Annotated in this window: 16 protein-coding genes; 4 read left to right on the top strand and 12 right to left on the bottom strand. The window is 70.2% G+C overall.

All coding sequences use genetic code 11. The annotated features are described in order from the left end of the window. Nucleotides 1–41 precede the first annotated feature (41 nt). The gene (locus tag VGC13_RS31115; RefSeq protein ID WP_331129248.1) at nucleotides 42–983 is read right to left on the bottom strand and encodes an ABC transporter ATP-binding protein; all 942 of its coding nucleotides are present in this window, start codon (nucleotides 981–983) and stop codon (nucleotides 42–44) included. A gap of 216 nt (nucleotides 984–1,199) precedes the next feature. Here VGC13_RS31115 and VGC13_RS31110 point away from each other — a divergent pair, with 216 nt between their 5' ends. Together VGC13_RS31110 and VGC13_RS31105 are read left to right on the top strand one after the other, a co-directional pair. Next, entirely contained in the window at nucleotides 1,200–1,427 is a 228-nt protein-coding gene (locus VGC13_RS31110; protein ID WP_331129247.1) for a DUF3072 domain-containing protein, read from the top strand. Between the two features lie 268 nt (nucleotides 1,428–1,695). Further along, nucleotides 1,696–2,205, top strand: coding sequence for a nuclear transport factor 2 family protein (locus VGC13_RS31105; protein ID WP_331129246.1), 510 nt, complete (start codon nucleotides 1,696–1,698; stop codon nucleotides 2,203–2,205). Between the two features lie 60 nt (nucleotides 2,206–2,265). On the opposite strand, the gene VGC13_RS31100 is transcribed toward VGC13_RS31105, so the two are convergent. From VGC13_RS31100 to VGC13_RS31090, 3 genes are read right to left on the bottom strand one after another with little or no spacing between them, the layout of a single operon-like run. Then, the gene (locus tag VGC13_RS31100; RefSeq protein ID WP_331129245.1) at nucleotides 2,266–3,117 is read right to left on the bottom strand and encodes a hypothetical protein; all 852 of its coding nucleotides are present in this window, start codon (nucleotides 3,115–3,117) and stop codon (nucleotides 2,266–2,268) included. After that, on the bottom strand, nucleotides 3,114–4,892 hold the full coding sequence (locus VGC13_RS31095; RefSeq protein ID WP_331129244.1) for a DUF4153 domain-containing protein: 1,779 nt from the start codon (nucleotides 4,890–4,892) through the stop codon (nucleotides 3,114–3,116). Before VGC13_RS31095 ends, VGC13_RS31100 begins: the two co-directional genes overlap by 4 nt. After that, complete coding sequence (locus VGC13_RS31090) at nucleotides 4,889–5,071, bottom strand: hypothetical protein (protein ID WP_331129243.1); 183 nt, start codon at nucleotides 5,069–5,071, stop codon at nucleotides 4,889–4,891. Before VGC13_RS31090 ends, VGC13_RS31095 begins: the two co-directional genes overlap by 4 nt. Before the next feature lie 618 nt (nucleotides 5,072–5,689). Between VGC13_RS31090 and tnpC the strand changes: the two genes are divergently transcribed. After that, entirely contained in the window at nucleotides 5,690–7,099 is a 1,410-nt protein-coding gene (gene tnpC / locus VGC13_RS31085; RefSeq protein ID WP_331129242.1) for an IS66 family transposase, read from the top strand. Between the two features lie 243 nt (nucleotides 7,100–7,342). Here the strand turns inward: tnpC and VGC13_RS31080 are convergent, their stop codons facing one another. The 8 genes from VGC13_RS31080 to VGC13_RS31045 all read right to left on the bottom strand — a co-directional run bounded on the left by VGC13_RS31080 (nucleotide 7,343) and on the right by VGC13_RS31045 (nucleotide 14,128). Beyond that, entirely contained in the window at nucleotides 7,343–8,065 is a 723-nt protein-coding gene (locus VGC13_RS31080) for a di-trans,poly-cis-decaprenylcistransferase (RefSeq protein ID WP_331129241.1), read from the bottom strand. Between the two features lie 31 nt (nucleotides 8,066–8,096). Continuing rightward, nucleotides 8,097–8,471: a winged helix-turn-helix domain-containing protein gene (locus VGC13_RS31075; RefSeq protein ID WP_331129240.1), complete on the bottom strand. Its 375-nt coding sequence runs from the start codon at nucleotides 8,469–8,471 to the stop codon at nucleotides 8,097–8,099. Then, entirely contained in the window at nucleotides 8,464–9,093 is a 630-nt protein-coding gene (locus VGC13_RS31070) for a hypothetical protein (protein ID WP_331129239.1), read from the bottom strand. Before VGC13_RS31070 ends, VGC13_RS31075 begins: the two co-directional genes overlap by 8 nt. A gap of 476 nt (nucleotides 9,094–9,569) precedes the next feature. Beyond that, entirely contained in the window at nucleotides 9,570–10,319 is a 750-nt protein-coding gene (locus VGC13_RS31065) for an ABC transporter permease (RefSeq protein ID WP_331129238.1), read from the bottom strand. After that, nucleotides 10,316–11,284 (bottom strand): ABC transporter ATP-binding protein, encoded by a 969-nt coding sequence (locus VGC13_RS31060; protein ID WP_331129237.1) that lies wholly within the window; start codon nucleotides 11,282–11,284, stop codon nucleotides 10,316–10,318. The genes VGC13_RS31065 and VGC13_RS31060 overlap by 4 nt, the downstream gene beginning before the upstream one ends. Next, complete coding sequence (locus VGC13_RS31055) at nucleotides 11,281–12,168, bottom strand: hypothetical protein (RefSeq protein ID WP_331129236.1); 888 nt, start codon at nucleotides 12,166–12,168, stop codon at nucleotides 11,281–11,283. Before VGC13_RS31055 ends, VGC13_RS31060 begins: the two co-directional genes overlap by 4 nt. Continuing rightward, the gene (locus VGC13_RS31050) at nucleotides 12,152–13,093 is read right to left on the bottom strand and encodes an ABC transporter ATP-binding protein (protein WP_331129235.1); all 942 of its coding nucleotides are present in this window, start codon (nucleotides 13,091–13,093) and stop codon (nucleotides 12,152–12,154) included. The genes VGC13_RS31055 and VGC13_RS31050 overlap by 17 nt, the downstream gene beginning before the upstream one ends. A 765-nt stretch (nucleotides 13,094–13,858) precedes the next feature. Beyond that, a complete protein-coding gene (locus tag VGC13_RS31045; RefSeq protein ID WP_331129234.1) occupies nucleotides 13,859–14,128 on the bottom strand; it encodes a hypothetical protein in 270 nt (89 codons plus the stop codon). A gap of 1,268 nt (nucleotides 14,129–15,396) precedes the next feature. Here VGC13_RS31045 and VGC13_RS31040 point away from each other — a divergent pair. Further along, on the top strand, nucleotides 15,397–16,467 hold the full coding sequence (locus VGC13_RS31040; RefSeq protein ID WP_331129233.1) for a M20/M25/M40 family metallo-hydrolase: 1,071 nt from the start codon (nucleotides 15,397–15,399) through the stop codon (nucleotides 16,465–16,467). The last annotated feature ends 11 nt before the right edge of the window (nucleotides 16,468–16,478 follow it).

Raw genomic sequence — 16,478 nt, 5'->3', positions numbered from 1 at the left:
TCTGCCGACAATAGGTGCCTGGACCCACCCCTGTCCCCCGCCTACTCCTCCCGCAGCGCCCGTCCGGTCATGGCCAGGAACACGTCGTCCAGGGTGGCGCGGTGGGTGGTCAGGGCCGTCAGCTGGCCGCCGGCCGCGTTGATCAGCGCCAGCAGCGGGGGGACGGACAGGTGCGGCTCGTCCACCGCGATCAGCGTGCTCTCGCCGCGGTGGGTGACGCTCGTGGCGCCGGGGAGCGCGGCCAGGTCTTCGTCGGCCACGGGAACGGTGGAGGCGAACTCGATGACGTGCGCGCCGCCCAGCGAGCGGATGAGCTCCTCGGGCGTGCCCTGGGCGATGATCTGCCCGCGGTCCAGGATGGCGATGCGGCTGGAGAGCTTTTCCGCTTCGTCCATGAAGTGCGTGGTGAGCAGGATGGTGCCCCCGCGCGCCAGAAACGCCTCGCACACGTCCCACAGCTGCCGGCGCGACTGCGGGTCCAGCCCCGTGGTGGGCTCGTCCAGGAACAGGATGTCGGGCTGGCCGGCCAGGGCGCACGCCACCGACAGCCGCTGCCGCTGCCCGCCGGACAGGTGCCGCACCTGCGCGTTCGCCTTTTCGCCCAGCTGCACGAACTCGATCAGCTCTTCGGGGGTGGGGCCCTGCTGGTAGAACGAGCGGAACATCCGCACGATCTCGCCGGCCGTCATGCGGTCGGGAAACTCGCTTTCCTGCAGCTGCACGCCCAAGCGCTGGCGGATGGCGGCCTCGTCGCGGTCCCAGCGCATCCCCAGGATCTCCACCTCGCCGCCGTCCGCGGGCTGCAGCCCCTCGAGCACCTCGATGGTGGTCGTCTTTCCCGCGCCGTTGGGGCCCAGCAGGCCAAAGCACTCGCCGCGCCGCACCTCCAGGTCCAGCGAACGCACCGCCACCGTCTCGCCGAAGCGCTTGTGCAGGGCGCGGCAGCGGATGGCCGGGGCACCGGGATCTATGTCTGCCGTCATGCCGTCAAAAGGTGCGGATCAGGGATCAGGGGCATCGGATGATGAGGGCCGTTGATCTTCGCACGTGCGGTGCCGCCGTTCAAGCGGATCAGGGGTCCGTGGAGCAGCCGACACTCATTTGTTTGCTTCGGTGTTTGTTTGGTACACTTCCTGCACTTGGTGAGGGACAAGCGTTTGGTATGGTGGCACTTGAACCCGATCGCGGGAGTGGGATCGATGACGGATCGCAAGACGCAGGAGACGGCCGAGGAGAACCCCGGCAACATGATCAAGGACCCGGACAACTGGGTCACGGGCGACCAGCCGATGACCGGCGCCCAGCGCAGCTACCTGCACACCCTGGCCGAAGAGGCCCACGTGGAGGTGGACGACGATCTTACCAAGGCCGAGGCCAGCAAGAAGATCGACGAGCTGCAGGAGCAGACCGGCCGCGGCGTCGACTGACGATCTGAACGGTCGCCCATCCGTACCCGCCCGTTCTGAGGAGTCGACGGGCTGAGATACGGAAGTGGGGTACAGAGGAACAGAGAAGACAGAGGAAAGCCTTGGAGCGGCCCTCTGTTTTCTCTGTTCCTCTGTACCCCAATGCCGTTGCGGATCTGTTATGCGGCTGCAAAGCGGAGCGTTATCCAACAATCCGCCCATCAGCCATCATCTCACCTGGATAGGCGTACTGCCGCCGCACGTCTCCCTTCATCCTCCAGAGAATCCCATGCGACTTCTTCGTCTTGCCGCCTGCCTTCTGCTCGCGGGGGCGGCGGTGCACGCGCCGGCTGTGGCGCAGCAGACCGTGACCCATGGTCCTCAGAACGATGTTGAGGCGCTGCGGGCGCTGGTCATTCGCTCGGGCGATGCGTTCAACGCCAAGGACCCGGCGGCGATCATCGCGCTCTACTCCCGCGACGTGATCCTGACGTATCCCGGCATCCCCGACCAGGACTACGAGACGCTCGACGCCGGGTACCGCGAGATGACGAACGTTCCCGCGGGCGTCACGGTCACCACCTCGCCCAACATCGAGGAGATCATCGTCTCCGGCGACCTGGCCGTGGTGCGCGTGAACTGGACGACGACGACAGTGCAGGCCCAGCCCGCACAGCGCAGCACCCGGCTGCTGCGCGACATGCAGGTGTGGCGCAGGGAGGCGGATGGATGGAAGTTTTTCCGTGGCGTGCACTTCCGTGTCCCGCAGCCGGCTGCGGCGCCGCCCGCGAACCCCTGACGCGCATCGGCGGATGAACAAAAGGCGGTGACCCGGTCCTCCGGATCACCGCCTTTGCACTCACCGTTCGCCCGGCAGCACGAGGTACCATCCGCCGCCCAGCGGATCCGCGTGCCAACGGCGGAGCTCGTTCGTCAGCGGCGTTCGGGGGCGCGGGACCGCGGCGCCTGGCGGCAGATGGAGCAGCCAGTGCGTCCCCCCGCTGGCGGGCGTGAACAGGAGCCGTCCATCCGCCCGCTCAACCGCGTTCACCCCCGCGCGCTCCAGCTTGCCCAGGTACGCCTGGAGTTCCCCGCGCGAGATTCCGTCGCGCATCAAGATACCCGTCAGCACCTCCGGCTGGTTTGGCAGCCCGTCCAGCCATCCATCACTACCCGTCAGCGGGCCGTTGAAGCCGTTCAGCGACACCCGGTCGGGCCCCGCCCTGCCGAGGTCGCGGATGCGCACGTCGCGCAGGACCTCGTCCGCCAGTGGCTGCAGCCGGGGGATCATCGCCGCCGCGTGCACCTCGCGTGAGATGCGCTGCAGCAGCGGCGCGGACGCGGCCACCACCCCCAGCGAGGCCAGGGCCAGCAGCAGGTGCCGGATCTTGCGCTCGTTGGGCCGGTAGAGCGTGTGGATCAGCACACCGAGCCCGCCCAGCCCCACAAAGATGATGCCGATGGGGAACAGCGCGTACCACGCCCCGCCCTGCACCGCGGTGGTCCACGTCCCCGCCACGATCGCCACCAGCCCCAGGTACCCCAGCACGTAGAAGAAGCGGTGCGCGTTCACCGGCCTGGGCAACCCCGGCGACACCTCCATCCGCGCACGGTCGCCCACCACCGGCACCAGCGCAGTGGAGACCGGCACCAGCGCGGTCGAGTGGACGGAAGACGCCGCCGCCTCCGCGTGCCGCGCCTGCGTGCTCACGGCGCCCTCCGCGGCTTCGCGCCGGCCATCGGCGCCGCGGTCTGCGCCCCATCGACCAGAGCGGGCGCGGCGGCACCGGACGTGGGAGCGACGCCGTTCGCCTGCGTCGCCACGGCCGCGGGGACGACGTCACCCGGCGGAACAGTCGCGTGCTGATATCCCGGCATGATCGCCATGTCCGTGGCCGGCGCGGCGACCGCCGGCCGGGACGCCGGCACGACCACCGTAGCCGGGGTGAGGGTGGTGAGCACCGGCGCGCACGGCGTCATCGACTTCAGCTCCTGCTGCCGCCTGGCGACGGCGGCGCGGGCACGGCCGCGGGCCAGACTCCAGCTGCGCCAGTCCGCGTCCGCCGTGTGCCAGCGGTCCAGCAGCCGCTCCGCCGCCATGCAGCGCAGCTCCGGGCGCACCGCGGGAAGCGCGGCCAGCAGCGGCGGCACCGCGTCGGCGCTCAGCGAGGCGGCGTAGGGCGCGTCGAAGCGGGTGGGCGCGTCGGCGCGGGAGGCGTTCACGCGCACGATCATCCCGTCGGGGTTCACCACGTGCAGCAGCACCAGCGCCTCCAGCGCCGTGGTCAGCGCGCCCCAGGCAAAGCGCTCGCGGCGCCCGCGCAGCACCGTCCAGCCAAACCAGCAGAACACCACGCCCAGCCACAGCATGAACGCCGTGGTGTACAGCCGCAGCTCCGTGAGCCCGTAGGCACCCTGGTACAGCCGCATGCGGTGCAGCCCGCTTCCCATGATCACGAACAGCAGCGCCACCTGCACGCCGGCCAGCACGCGAAAGACGCGCTCGTGCCCCGCGCGCTCGCGCCGCAGCAGCCAGTCCGCCGTCAGCAGCATCGGCAGCACCAGCCCCGCCACGGTCACCAGCTCGAAGAAGCCGCGCCGCGCGTACTCCGAGAACGTCGCCGTCCCCGGCTGTGTAAGCGCCGCGCCCGAGCCAAAGAAGTAGGGAAGCTGGACGAGGACGAAGGAAAGAAAGAGCAGGTCCAGCAGCCCGATCACCATCCCCACCTCGACGATCCCCAGCGACAGCACCTCCGGCCGCGTGATCTTGGGCCCCGGCTGCTCGCCGCCCATCGTCATCGTGCGCAGGATGCCGCCCGCGATCCACGCCACCAGCAGGGCGAACAGCACGTGCCCCAGCACCACCGGCAGGTCGAAGCTCACGCCGCCCACCAGCCGCTGAAAGCGTGCGTCCGCCGCCGCCAGCAGGCTGCCGAACACCAGCAGCAGCGGCACCGCCAGCGCCCCGCCGCGCAGCACCGCGACCCCCTGCCGCGCGGCGCCGTCGGTGCGCAGCTCGCTCCAGCGCACGTCGCCAAACAGCAGCCGCGCCGCGCCCACCGCCGCGTCCCCCGCCGAGGCGGCGACGCCGATGGCGTGGTGCGCCAGCCCCGCCAGCTTCACCTCGCCGCCGCGGGCGCGCATCATCGCCAGTCCCAGGATGGTCCCCAGCGCCGCCAGGTCCAGCGCCTTGAGCGTGTACGAGTCGCGCCAGGCGATCATCGCCGCCGTCCCCAGCGCCAGCGGAATCCACCCCGCCGCCGCGTCGTCCGTCCCTGCCCAGCGCTGCAGTCCGGCGATGGCCAGCGCCAGCGCCGCGGTCCACAGCGCCAGGTTCAGCCCCCAAGGCGCGCTTCGCAGCAGCGCGTCGCCCGCCATCCCCAGCGCCAGCGCGGCGCCGGCCACCCCCACGCGCGTCCGCTCGCTCACCCGCACCGCACCGCCCACCGGCGCCGCCGCTGGAATGCCGCTCTCCATCGTACTCATCGCGCCGCCGTCCTTTCGGTGCCCGCCAGCCGGAACGCCGTGCGGGAGTGGAAGAGGCTGTTCTCGCGGCCAATCAGCAGCCACTTCTGGGGGGGTGATTCCGTCAGCAGCAGCACCGTCCCCGCAAAGGCCATCCGTGAAAGCATCGCATTGCCCTGGAAGTTGAACACCGGTTCCATCCCCCACCTCCACTCGAAAAGATTTCCGATTCCCGCATCCACTGCCTGATTCCATCACTCCATCCGACGTCCGACTCGATCACTCGATTCCAACCACCCGATTCCAACCACCCGAGGCCGATCGATCACCCGATCCGACCACCCGAGGCCGATGGATCACCCGATTCCAATCACCCGAGGCCGATGGATCACCCGATTCCAATCACCCGAGGCCGCCCAGCCCCGCGCGACCCAGGCGAATGAATTCGCGGCTGGGACAACGCGATGTCGGCCTTCGCCGACGGGTGTGCGCCGAGCGGATGCGGCGGTGCGTTGTTGAAGCCTCGCGCAGTTTGCGAGGCTTTCCGCGGTTGTTGCGGCGGCTTCAGCCGCTCCCGCACCCACCGTCCGGTCCGATCCTGCCCCAGCCCCACGCCGCCCAGGCGAATGAATTCGCGGCTGGGACAACGCGATGTCGGCCTTCGCCGACGGGTGTGTAGTGAGCGGATGCGGCGGTGCGTTGGTGAAGCCTCGCGCAGTTTGCGAGGCTTTCCGCAGTTGTTGCGGCGGCGTAACCGTTCACGGGGGTAGTACAAGAGTGTAGACTTTGTTCACGTGGGCCACTACATATTGTGTCCCATGAGCATCATAGAGCAGCTGGAGGCGGCTGGTGAAGTGCTGTCGCCCGCGGTGCGCGCGGCGATCCAAGGGCTGGAGGCGACCGTTGCCCTGCTGCAGGAGCGCGTGCGCGAGCTGGAAGCGCGGCTGGCGCAGAACTCAACGAATTCGTCCAAGCCTCCGTCGTCGGATCCGCCCGGTGTGGTCCGGCCTGCGAATAAGCCGAAGGGAAAGAAGCGTGGAGGGCAGCCGGGGCACCGGGGCCACCACCGCGCACTGCTCCCGCCGGAGCGCGTGGAGGAAGTCGAGCACGTGCCGGAGGCGTGCAAGCACTGCGGGCACTCGCTGGCGGGTGCGGAAGAGGGCCGGCCGGTGCACGCGCACCAGGTGATAGAACTGCCGCCGGTCCGCGCGGAGGTGAAGGAGCATCGGATGGTGTGCCTGCGCTGTCCGAAGTGCTCGAAGCTGACGCGTGCACCCCTGCCGGCGGAGGTGGGCGGCAAGCACTTTGGACCGCGGCTCACCGCGTTGGCGGGGCTGCTGGTCGGGCACTACCGGATGAGCCGCCGGTCGACGGTGGACCTGCTGAGCCGTCTGCTGGACGTGCCGGCCCCGTCGCTGGGGAGCACCGAGGCGTGCACGCAGGAGACGAGTGCCGCACTGAAGGCGGCCTATGGGGAAGCGCGCTCGGAGGTGAGGTCGAGCTGGTGGGCCGGGGTGGATGAGACGCCCTGGAAGCTGCAAGGGAAGAAGATGTGGCTGTGGGTAGGGGTGGCGCAGCGCGCGACGGTGTTCCACCTGGGCCGGAGCCGGGGCGCGGATGAGTTGAAGGCCTTCCTGGGTGACTTCAAGGGGATCGCCAGCAGTGACCGCTGGTGTGCGTACCAGATCTACAGCCGCCGGCAGCTCTGCTGGGCCCACCTGCCGAGGAACTTCCGGAAGCTGGGGCTGCGGGGCGGGAAGGCGGCGGAGTTCGCGGCCAAAGGCGAGAAGGTGTGCGACGGGGTGTTCGAACGATCGCGAAAGTTCCGGGAAGGGAGCCTGGACAGGGAGGGCCTCAAACGAGAGATGGTCCCGATCCAGGCATCCTTCCGGCGCTTGGTGGAACGTGGGGCGAAATCGATCAACAAGCGGGTGGCGGGACTGAGCCGCAACCTGCTGAAGCTCTGGCCGTCGCTGTGGACCTTCCTGGAGGAGCCCATTGAGCTGACCAACAACGCGGCGGAGCGCGCGTTGCGAAAAGCCGTGCTGTGGAGGAAGGGCTGCTTCGGCAACCAGAGCGAAGCCGGGCTCCGCTATGCCGAGCGGATCCTCTCGATCAGCGCGACCTGCCAGCAGCAGCAGGTGCACCCGCTCGACTTCGTCGCCCTCTCCATCGCTGCCCTGCGATCCGGCAAGCTCGCGCCTAAGCTCCTGCCGGCCGCCACCTGAACGGTTACGCGGCGGCTTCAGCCGCTCCCGCACCCACCGTCCGGTCCGATCCTGCCCCAGCCCCACGCCACCCAGGCGAATGAATTCGCGGCTGGGACAACGCGATGTCGGCCTTCGCCGACGGGTGTGTAGCGAGCGGATGCGGCGGTGCGTTGGTGAAGCCTCGCGCAGTTTGCGAGGCTTTCCGCGGTTGTTGCGGCGGCTTCAGCCGCTCCGCACTCACGCACTTTCGCACTCACGCACTCACGCACTCTTCAGCGTCCCGAACCGCCGCTCGCGGCCGGCGAACCACTCCACCGCCTCGCGCAGGGCCGCGGGGCCGAAGTCCGGCCACATCCGGGGGGTGAAGTACAGCTCCGCGTAGGCGCACTCCCACAGAAGGAAGTCGCTCAGGCGCTGCTCGCCGCCGGTGCGCACCAGCAGGTCCACGTCGGGCGCCGCCTCGTCTTCCCCCATCGCCTTGCCAAGCAGCGCGGCGAACCCGTCGCGGGTCGGCTCGCGGCCGCCGGCCAGCGCGGCGGCGCGCAGCAGGGTGTCGCGGGCGCTGTAGTCGATGGCGATGCGCAGCGTCATCCGCGCGCCCCCCGCCGTGGCCGCCTCCGCCGCCTGGATCTGCCGCAGCAGCACCTCGCCCAGCCGGTCGCGCCGGCCGATGACGCGCAGCCGCACACCGTTCTCCACGCAGCGCGCCGTCTCCGACGCCAGGAAGATGCGGAACAGGCGCATCAGCGCGGTCACCTCGCGCGGGGGGCGGCCCCAGTTGTCGGACGAAAAGGCGTACAGCGTCAGCGTGCCGATCCCCAGCTCCGGCGCCGCCTCGACCACCCGCCGCACCGTCCGCGCACCCTCGCGGTGCCCCGCCACCCGCGGCAGCCCGCGCATGGACGCCCAGCGGCCGTTGCCGTCCATGATGGCCGCCACGTGCAGCCCGCTCCGCCCCGTGCCGACTCGGAAAGTTCTTTGCATCGTAAAGTCACCGGGTAAAAAAAGGGACGGTTCAGCGGTCGCGCACGGCCTGGATGAGCGCTTCCATGTGGTTCAGGTACGCCTCGAGCGACGCGCGGCCGCTGTCGGTAAGGTGAAAGTCGGTGCGCGGCGTGCGCCCCTCGAAGCTCTTGGTGCACTCCAGGTAGCCGGCTTCCTCGAGCTTGCGGGCGTGCACGCTCAGGTTGCCGTCCGTAAGCCCCAGCATGCTCTTGAGCTCGTTGAACGAGAGCGAGCGGTTTACCGCCAGCGCGCTCACGATGCCCAGCCGCACCCGCTCGTGGATCAGCCGGTCCAGCTCGGGCGCGCCGTCCTGGGCCGCCCCCGCGACGCTGCGCAGGACGGACGACGGACGATCGGGATCGATCGCGCGGTTCGCCTCAGCCACCGTGCCTCCTTGCGATCAGGGTTCCGAAGATGACGTGCAGCCCGCCAAAGCCGGCCGCCATCCACGCGTCGCCCCACGCCACCGGCGACGCCAGCGCCGCCGCGCCAAACACCATGAAGCACAGCCCCATCACCGGCACCGCGCTCACCGAGAACGCGCCCGCGGTGATGATGCCCGCGCCGTACAGCAGCATCCACATCCCGGGAAGCAGCTCCACCAGCCCCGCGCGGAACAGGAACACGGTGAGCACCCCGCCGGCAATCAGGGGCGGCGCCAGGCTGAGCATGAACTTGCGGCCGGGCCCCGAGAGCATGGGCATGCGCGCCGCCCGCGCCTTCATGGCCGTGGTCAGCACCCCCACGAGCACCGAGACGACGGCGGCGCTGGACCAGGTGGCCAGCCAGTTCTCCGGCGACGCCTGGCGGCTGGCCACCCACGACGCCAGCGCGCCGGTCACGCCAATCACCACCTGCCCCCAGCCGCTGAGGGCCGTAAAGCTTCCCGCGCGCTCCATGGTATCACGGATGAAGCGCAGGTTGTCCATGGCCCTCGCGTGCAGATCGAGCGAGGGCTCCTGGTCCTCCGGCGGAGGCAGCGGCTGAATGGGATGGATCTTCGCCATGGGGATACGATGCAGGGGCGGAGGTCGCCTGTCAAGTGCTTTGCGATGTAAAGCAACTCGCGTGCCCTGAAAAACACACTTCCGATACGGGATCGGGATCACGGATCGGCGAAAGGCATCGAACTGGCGCCGGCGGAGTGCCCCTCCCCCGGCCCCTCCCCGTTCGTTCCTCACGGAGAGGGGAGAATTCGATCGCGTTGGGACAAGCGGAGTTGCGAGTCCACGACCCGCTTCGAAACACATCGAACTGGCGCCCGACAGGGCCCCCTCTCCCCCGGCCCCTCTCCCCCGCGGAGCGGGAGAAAGGGGAGAATTCGATCGCGCTTCGGCGGGCGCCGAGGCGGGGGAAACGCCTCGGACCCGGCGGATCGCGAGAAGGTGAAGCCCCGTCCGGTGACGCGTCAGCGGCACCGGGACGGGGCTTATGGCCCTTCTAGCCGCGGACTTCAGCCCGTGGCGGCCTTCACGCGCGGCACCTACGCCGCTTCGCCGATCTCGAAGCGCTGCAGGCGGCGGATGGCGTATACGGTCACCAGCACGGTGACCGCCGCGGCCATGGCGAGCGCCGTCTTCACGTCCAGCCGCGACATGGGGCTGCCGGGCGCGCTGGACAGCGCGTCGGCCAGGGAGAGCGTGTACTGGCGAATGCTCAGGGCGCGGCTGCCGCCAAAGGTGTTGCTCAGCAGCCCCTCCCACACCACCACGTAAATCAGCCCCGCCACCAGCGCCCGACGCGTGCTCAGGCTGAGCGCCACGAACAGCGCGCAGTACAGAAATCCACCCACGAACACGGCGGCAGTGAACCCCGCCGCCACGCCCGGCGCGTCCACCCCGCGCAGGCCCAGCACCATCGACAGCGCCGTGGCGGGCACCAGCACCGCCGCCGTCAGCAGCCCGGACACCACGATGCGCGTGAGCACGATGCGCCAGCGCGGCACCGGCTTGCCCAGCACGTAGGTGATGGTGCCGTCGTCCACTTCGGCCCCAAAGACGCTGGTGCCCACCACCAGCGCCACGATGGGAAGCAGCACCGCCACGATCAGCACCTGGTACATGCCCATCATGTCCTCGAGCGCGTCCTTCAGGTCGCGGCCCGCCTCCATCTGCATCAACAGCGCGAGCAGCACCGGGATGGCGGCCAGCACCAGCGCCCACAACGCGCGCCGGCTTCCCATGAACTGGCGGACGGCCAGCCGCGCCAGCGTCAGTTCCACCGAGTGTCTCATCGCTTCACCAAGTAAGAGAACACGCTTTCCAGCGATTCGTCGGTGGGGCGCACCTCGTACAGGGTGATCCCGGCCTCGCGCGCCGCCCGCGGCAGGTACTGCGCAAAGCCCACCCGCTCCGCCGTGCGCACCGTGATCTCCTGCGCCCCCAGCTCCACCCCCTGCACGGACGCGTTCGCCATCAGCGCCGCCGCCAGCCGGCGGTCGTCGCTGGAACGCAGGGTAAAGGTGTGCGGCCGGTCCGTCATCAGCCGCCGGATCTCGCGAAAGTGGCCCGACGCCGCCAGGCGCCCCGCCACCACCACCAGGACGTTGTTGGCCAAGTGGTGCAGCTCTTCCAGGATGTGCGTGGAGATCAGGATGGTCTTTCCCTGCTCGGCCAGCCCCCGCAGCAGCTCCATCATCTGCATGCGCTGGGCGGGGTCCATTCCGTTGAACGGCTCGTCCAGCAGCACGATGCGGGGCTCGTGCACCAGCGCGCCCGCGATCTTGGCGCGCTGCCGCATTCCCTTGCTGTATCCCCCGATCTTGCGGTGCATGGCCGCGCGCAGGTCCACGATGTCGATGGCCCGCTCCGCCGCCGCTTCCGGGTCCGGCAGCCGGTGCAGCCGCGCGTTCATCAGCGCGAACTCGTAGGCGGTCAGGTAGGGGTACACGGCCTCGCGCTCGGGAACCAGCCCCAGCGAGCGGTACATCTCGGGGTTCTTCCACGCGGGGCGCCCGTCCACCAGCACCTCGCCCGCGGAGGGGGCCAGAAAGCCGGCCAGCATGTGCAGCAGCGTGCTCTTGCCCGCGCCGTTGGGCCCCAGCAGCCCGGTGATGCCGGGCCCCAGGGAGAACGACACGTCGTTCACCGCCACCACGTTGCCGTACCAGTGCGACACGTTGCGCAGCTCCACGGCGGCGCCGCGAGACCGGGCCGGCGCCGCGGAGGGCGCGGGCGGGTTCAGGGTCTGCACGCTCATGCGCGGATCCTCCGGTAGCGGTTCAGCAGGAGCAGCGTGAAGAACACCCCGTACACCACCGCGGCGCCGTAGTAGGCCTCCGGCGGCAGGTCCGCCCGGCGCAGCGGGCTGCCGCGCTCGTGCCGCTCTCCGAACAGCTCCCAGATGGCGCCGTTGCCCAGCAGCACCGGGTTCAGCAGCACGCCCCACCTTGCCTGCAGCGTCCCCATCAGGATGTCGACCAGCGGGGCCGTGAGCAGAAAGACGCCCAGCACCAGCGCGCTGGCCAGCCCCCGCCGCGGCACGTACGAGGCAAGCGACACCGACAGCGTGCCGAACACCAGCGCGCAAATGGCCGGCGTGGCCAGGATGGGCAGGAAGTTCCTGGACTCTTCCCTGAACGCCGCGCCGAAGTCCGCGGGAAGCCCCAGCCGCCCGGCCAGCACCACCAGCAGCGGGGTCAGGATCACCAGGAACACCGCGGTCCACATGGCCAGCAGCTTGGCGAGCGCGTAGTCGCCCTGGCGCAGCGCGCGGCTGAAGTACAGCGGCAGCACGCGGTTGTACTGGTCGCGGCTCACCAGCTCCGGCGCCTGCGCGGCGCAGAACAGCGCCAGCATCATCGAGTCCCAGATGTAGATTTCGTGGTAGTCGATGATGTTCTTGATCATCCCCCCGCTGATCCCCGCCACCGCGACCGTGACGATGCCGGGAAAAAGCATGGCGGCGAACAGCGCCCAGGGGATGATGAGCGCCTTTCCGCCGCGCCCCAGCCCGAACAGGCTGCGCAGCGAGTGCACGTACAGCGTGCGAAAGGCGTAGCCGCGGCCCAGCCGCGCGCCCTCGTAGTTGCGGTAGCCGATGTCGTAGATGGTGCCGGCGGCGGCATCAAGCGCGTGTGACATGCGCTCCCTCCGTGGTGTGGGCGCCCGCGGGGGCGCGGAAAAGCTCCTGCAGGGTGTGGCGGCGCCGCTCCATGCGCACCAGGGCCAGCCCCAGGTCGGCCGCGGCGTCGCGCACCACGTCGTACGGCCGGTCGTCCAGCAGGGGAATGATGATCAGCTCGCCGTCCTCTACCGCGCTGAGCCCCGCCGCGGCCAGGCGCGCCACCAGTTCGCCGCCCCCCTCGTCCACCTCCACCGCCAGCAGCGCCTGCTCGCCCGTAAAGCTGTCCAGTGGCGCGGCGCTCTTCAGCCGCCCGCCGTCGATGGCCACCAGGAAGTCGCTCACCCGCTCGATCTCGCCCAGCAGGTGGCTGCACACCATCACCGCGATGCCGAACTCGCGCCCCGTACGGCGCACCAGCTCCAGCATCTCTTCGCGGCCGGCCGGGTCCAGCCCGTTGGTGGGCTCGTCCAGCAGCAGAAGGCGGGGATCGTGGACCAGCGACTGGGCCAGCTTCACCCGCTGCTTCATCCCGGTGCTGTATCCGCCGATCTGGCGGTAGCGCTCTTCGTACAGCCCCACGTGGCGCAGCATCTCGGCGGTGCGCTCGCGGGCGGCGGCCCTGGGCAGGCCGGAAAGGCGGCCCATGTGCGAGACGAAGTCCGTGGCCGTCATGTCGGGCGGCAGGCAGTCGTGCTCGGGCATGTAGCCCACGCGCTGGCGGATCTGCAGGCTTTGCGTGCGCGCGTCCAGGTCAAAGACGCGCACGTCCCCCGCGGTGGGGGTCAGCAGGCCCAGCAGGATCTTGATGAACGTGCTCTTGCCGGCGCCGTTTGCGCCGACGAACCCGATGATGCCGGGTTCCAGCTCCAGGGAAAGCCCGTGGAGCGCCGTCACGCCGCCCGGATAGGTGTGCGTGAGGTCGCGTACGGAGATCAGCGACATCCGGTGCTGGGGGGTTGCGGGAAGAGGGCCGCGCGGCGCCAGAGGGGAACGGGCGCGCCGCCGGTGCATGGGGATGAACGGCAAAGGTACGCCGGAAGTTTCAGCGGGGAAACGGCCACGGCCGGACGCGTCCCCCTGCGGGAGCGAGTGAACTCGCCGCAACGACAGCGGAAAGCCTCGCAAACCGCGCGAGGCTTCACCCGCCACACCACGCCATGCATGCGGCAGGGACGCGTCGGCGCAGGCCGACATCGCGTTGTCCCAGCCGCGAATTCATTCGCCCGGGCGGGGTCGGGAAGGCGGGTTCGGAGGGTGGGCTGGATGCGGCCGTCCGTGGTCCTGGCGAGATGCTGGCAGGGTGACGTGCCGGCCGGCCAAAGGGCGAATGAATTCGCTGCAACAAACACATGAAGACCGCCTTCGCGGGCTGTAAGGCCCGGAGTGAGCTTTCGGGTTTCGTGCACGTGGCGGGGCTCGCTGGCTACCCCGCGACGTGCACGGCCGCCTGCCCCACCTCCCCATCCGACAGTCCGCGAAGGCGGCCTTCGTGTCGTCGTTGCAGCGAATTCATTCGCCCTTGCCGCAGGGGCCCCGCTCGGCATCATCGGATGAATGTGCTCCCGCACGAACGCGACAAGCCCCGTCTCGGCTCGCTTGCGCGTGCCGAACGGGGCTTCACCGTCCATCGCACCGACGCGTCGCCGTGTGGCCGCCTCTCCCTCGCTGGCGGGAGAGGGCGGCGCACCGCGGCGGATCGGGGGCAGACTAGGCGACCAGGCGGCGGCTGCGGGTGTCACGCGCGCCGGCCTTGACGCCCAGGCCGACGGCGGCGCCAAAGAGGAGCGCCGTTCCGCCGCCCACCAGCGGCAGCAGCCCCACCACGGGCATGGCCACCAGCGCCGCGGCCGCGCCGGCGAGCACCGGGGCAACGCCGGTGTGCACCGCATCCACGTAGGCCAGCTTGCGGCGCACGAAGCCGCGGGTCTGCAGGTATCCGAACGCCGATGCCGCAAAAGCCAGAGCGAGGGTAATCATCGCAGGGTCTCCAGGTTCAGGAAGAAAGCCGTCAATCCGATCCGCTGCAACGGGTACGGCAGGATGCGCCGGAGAGTTTCACGGACCTCCCGCATCCATGGGAATCCATCTCTCCGAGGATGCTGAGAAGCCTCTACATCCCACGCGGGAGCTTGACCTTATGAATCCCGCAGCGCTCCGCGGACCCTGCGGGATGGAAACAGGGCCTGTCATTCCGAGGCCCGGCCACGCTGCCGCCAGACGAATGCGACGCAGGTTGCAGGGCCGAGGAATCTACTGTCGGCCGGCGCGAGGGCGGACGCGGTAGCCCGCGCCGTTGCTGCGGCGGCGAAACAGCCAGACAGGGCCAGCGTGGAGCGTCGCGGCTGTCCACGAGGAAACGGACAGTAGATTCCTCGGTCGCGCGACGGTTCCATGGTCGGGGAAGGTGCCGGGTGTGCGCTCCCTCGGAATGACAGATTGGGTGGGAGCAGGTTTTTCATTTCATTCAGACGGGCGGCGCTCCGCGGACCCTGCGGGATGCAAACAGGGGGCTGTCATTCCGAGGCCCGGCCACGTTGCCGCCAGACGAATGCGACGCAGGTTGCAGGGCGGAGGAATCTACTGTCGGCCGGCGCGAGGGCGGACGCGGTAGCCCGCGCCGTTGCTGCGGCGGCGAAACAGCCAGACAGGGCCAGCGTGGAGCGTCGCGGCTGGCCACGAGGAAACGGACAGTAGATTCCTCGGTCGCGCACCAGGGTCTGTGGTCGGGGAAGGTGCCGGGTGTGCGCTCCCTCGGAATGACAGATTGGGTGTACGGCCAGTGATTTCCTGAGGGAGCGCACCACGTGTAACCATAAGCCACACAAACGCCTGCGCGCGACCGAAGGACCTGCTCTCGGCCAGCAAGGGGCTGGCTTCCGGGCGCACAAGCCAGCCCCCGGTTCTGCCGGCGAGGTCCTTCGGTCGGCGCCAGAGTACGGCGTATCAGCAGAATCCGGAGCGGCGCCTTCCTCAGGAAGTCAATTGCGGGCAGAAGGTTAGCGCGTGGAGGGCTTTCCGTGGCTCCCCCGGCTTCGTGTGAGTTGCCCACCGGCCCCGCAGACCCTTGTCCAAGGAACCTGGGTCGGCCGTGGCCGCTCCCGACTCGCCGTTACCGGCTATTCCCTATTCCCCATTCCCTATTCCCTGTCAGGCGCTCAGGCACGCGGCGTTGCAGGGGGACGGCGGTGCGGCGCATATTCCCTCATCCCGCCGTCCGACCCTTTCTCCCGCGATCCCGTCAGAGCATGCGCCGATTCCATCATCCCGCCCTGCTGGCCATTGCGGCGCTGGCCTCGCTCGCGGCGTGCAGCGGGGCGCCCGCGCCGGCCACCGCGCCGCCGCCGCCGCAGTCCGGCGCGCGGCCCACGGAGGTGCGCGAGGCGGACGTGCGCGAGCAGCTGGGCGCGTTGGCGGCGGACAGCATGGAGGGGCGCATGACGGGGAGCGCCGGCGGCATGCGCGCGGCCGTGTACCTGGCCCGCCGGCTGGAGGCGCTGGGCGTGCAGCCCGCGGGCGACATGGGCTTCTTTCAGCTGGTCCCCGTCGCGGCCAACGCGCAGGGGCGCGGCATGCGGCTGCTGCCGACGCTTGAGGCGCTGTCGGAGCTGCCGGCGGAGCAGCGGCGGCAGGCGTTCAACGTGGTGGGGATGATTGCCGGCAGCGACCCGGCGCTGCGCCACGAGGCGGTGATCGTCGGCGCCCACTACGACCACGTGGGGATCGGGCCGGCGGTGGCGGGCGACAGCATCTACAACGGCGCGGACGACGACGGCAGCGGCAGCGTGGCGGTGCTGGAGGTGGCCCGGGCGCTGGCGCGGGGGCCGGCGCCGCGCCGCACCGTCGTCTTCTTTCTGGCCACGGGCGAGGAGGTGGGGATGCTGGGGACCCGCTGGTACCTGGACCACCCCGCGGTGCCGCTGGACAGCACGGTCGCGGGGCTGATGATCGAGATGATCGGCCGGCCCGACGCGCTGGCGGGCGGGCCGGGGCGCGCCTGGCTCACCGGCTACGAGCGCTCCACCGTGGCGCAGATCCTGGCGGGCGCCGGCGTGCCCATCGTCCCCGATCCGCGGCCGGACCAGGACTTCTTCAACCGCAGCGACAACACGCCGTTCGCCCTGCGGGGCGTGCCGGCGCACGCGCTGTCGTCGTTCGGCCTCCACGCGGACTACCACCAGCCGGGCGACGACGTGGAGCACATCGACTTCGGCCACATGACGCGCGTGGTGCAGGCGGCGGTGGACGCCACGCGCGCCCTGGCCGACGGACCCCGCCCCGCGTGGGCGCCCGGCGGCCGGCCCGGCGCGGGGAACTGATCCGCATCCCC

The sequence above is a fragment of the Longimicrobium sp. genome (genome assembly GCF_036399255.1).
Classification (GTDB): domain Bacteria; phylum Gemmatimonadota; class Gemmatimonadetes; order Longimicrobiales; family Longimicrobiaceae; genus Longimicrobium.
Note: the sequence above shows the minus strand (reverse complement) of the source record. Positions and strands in the feature narration are given on the sequence as shown.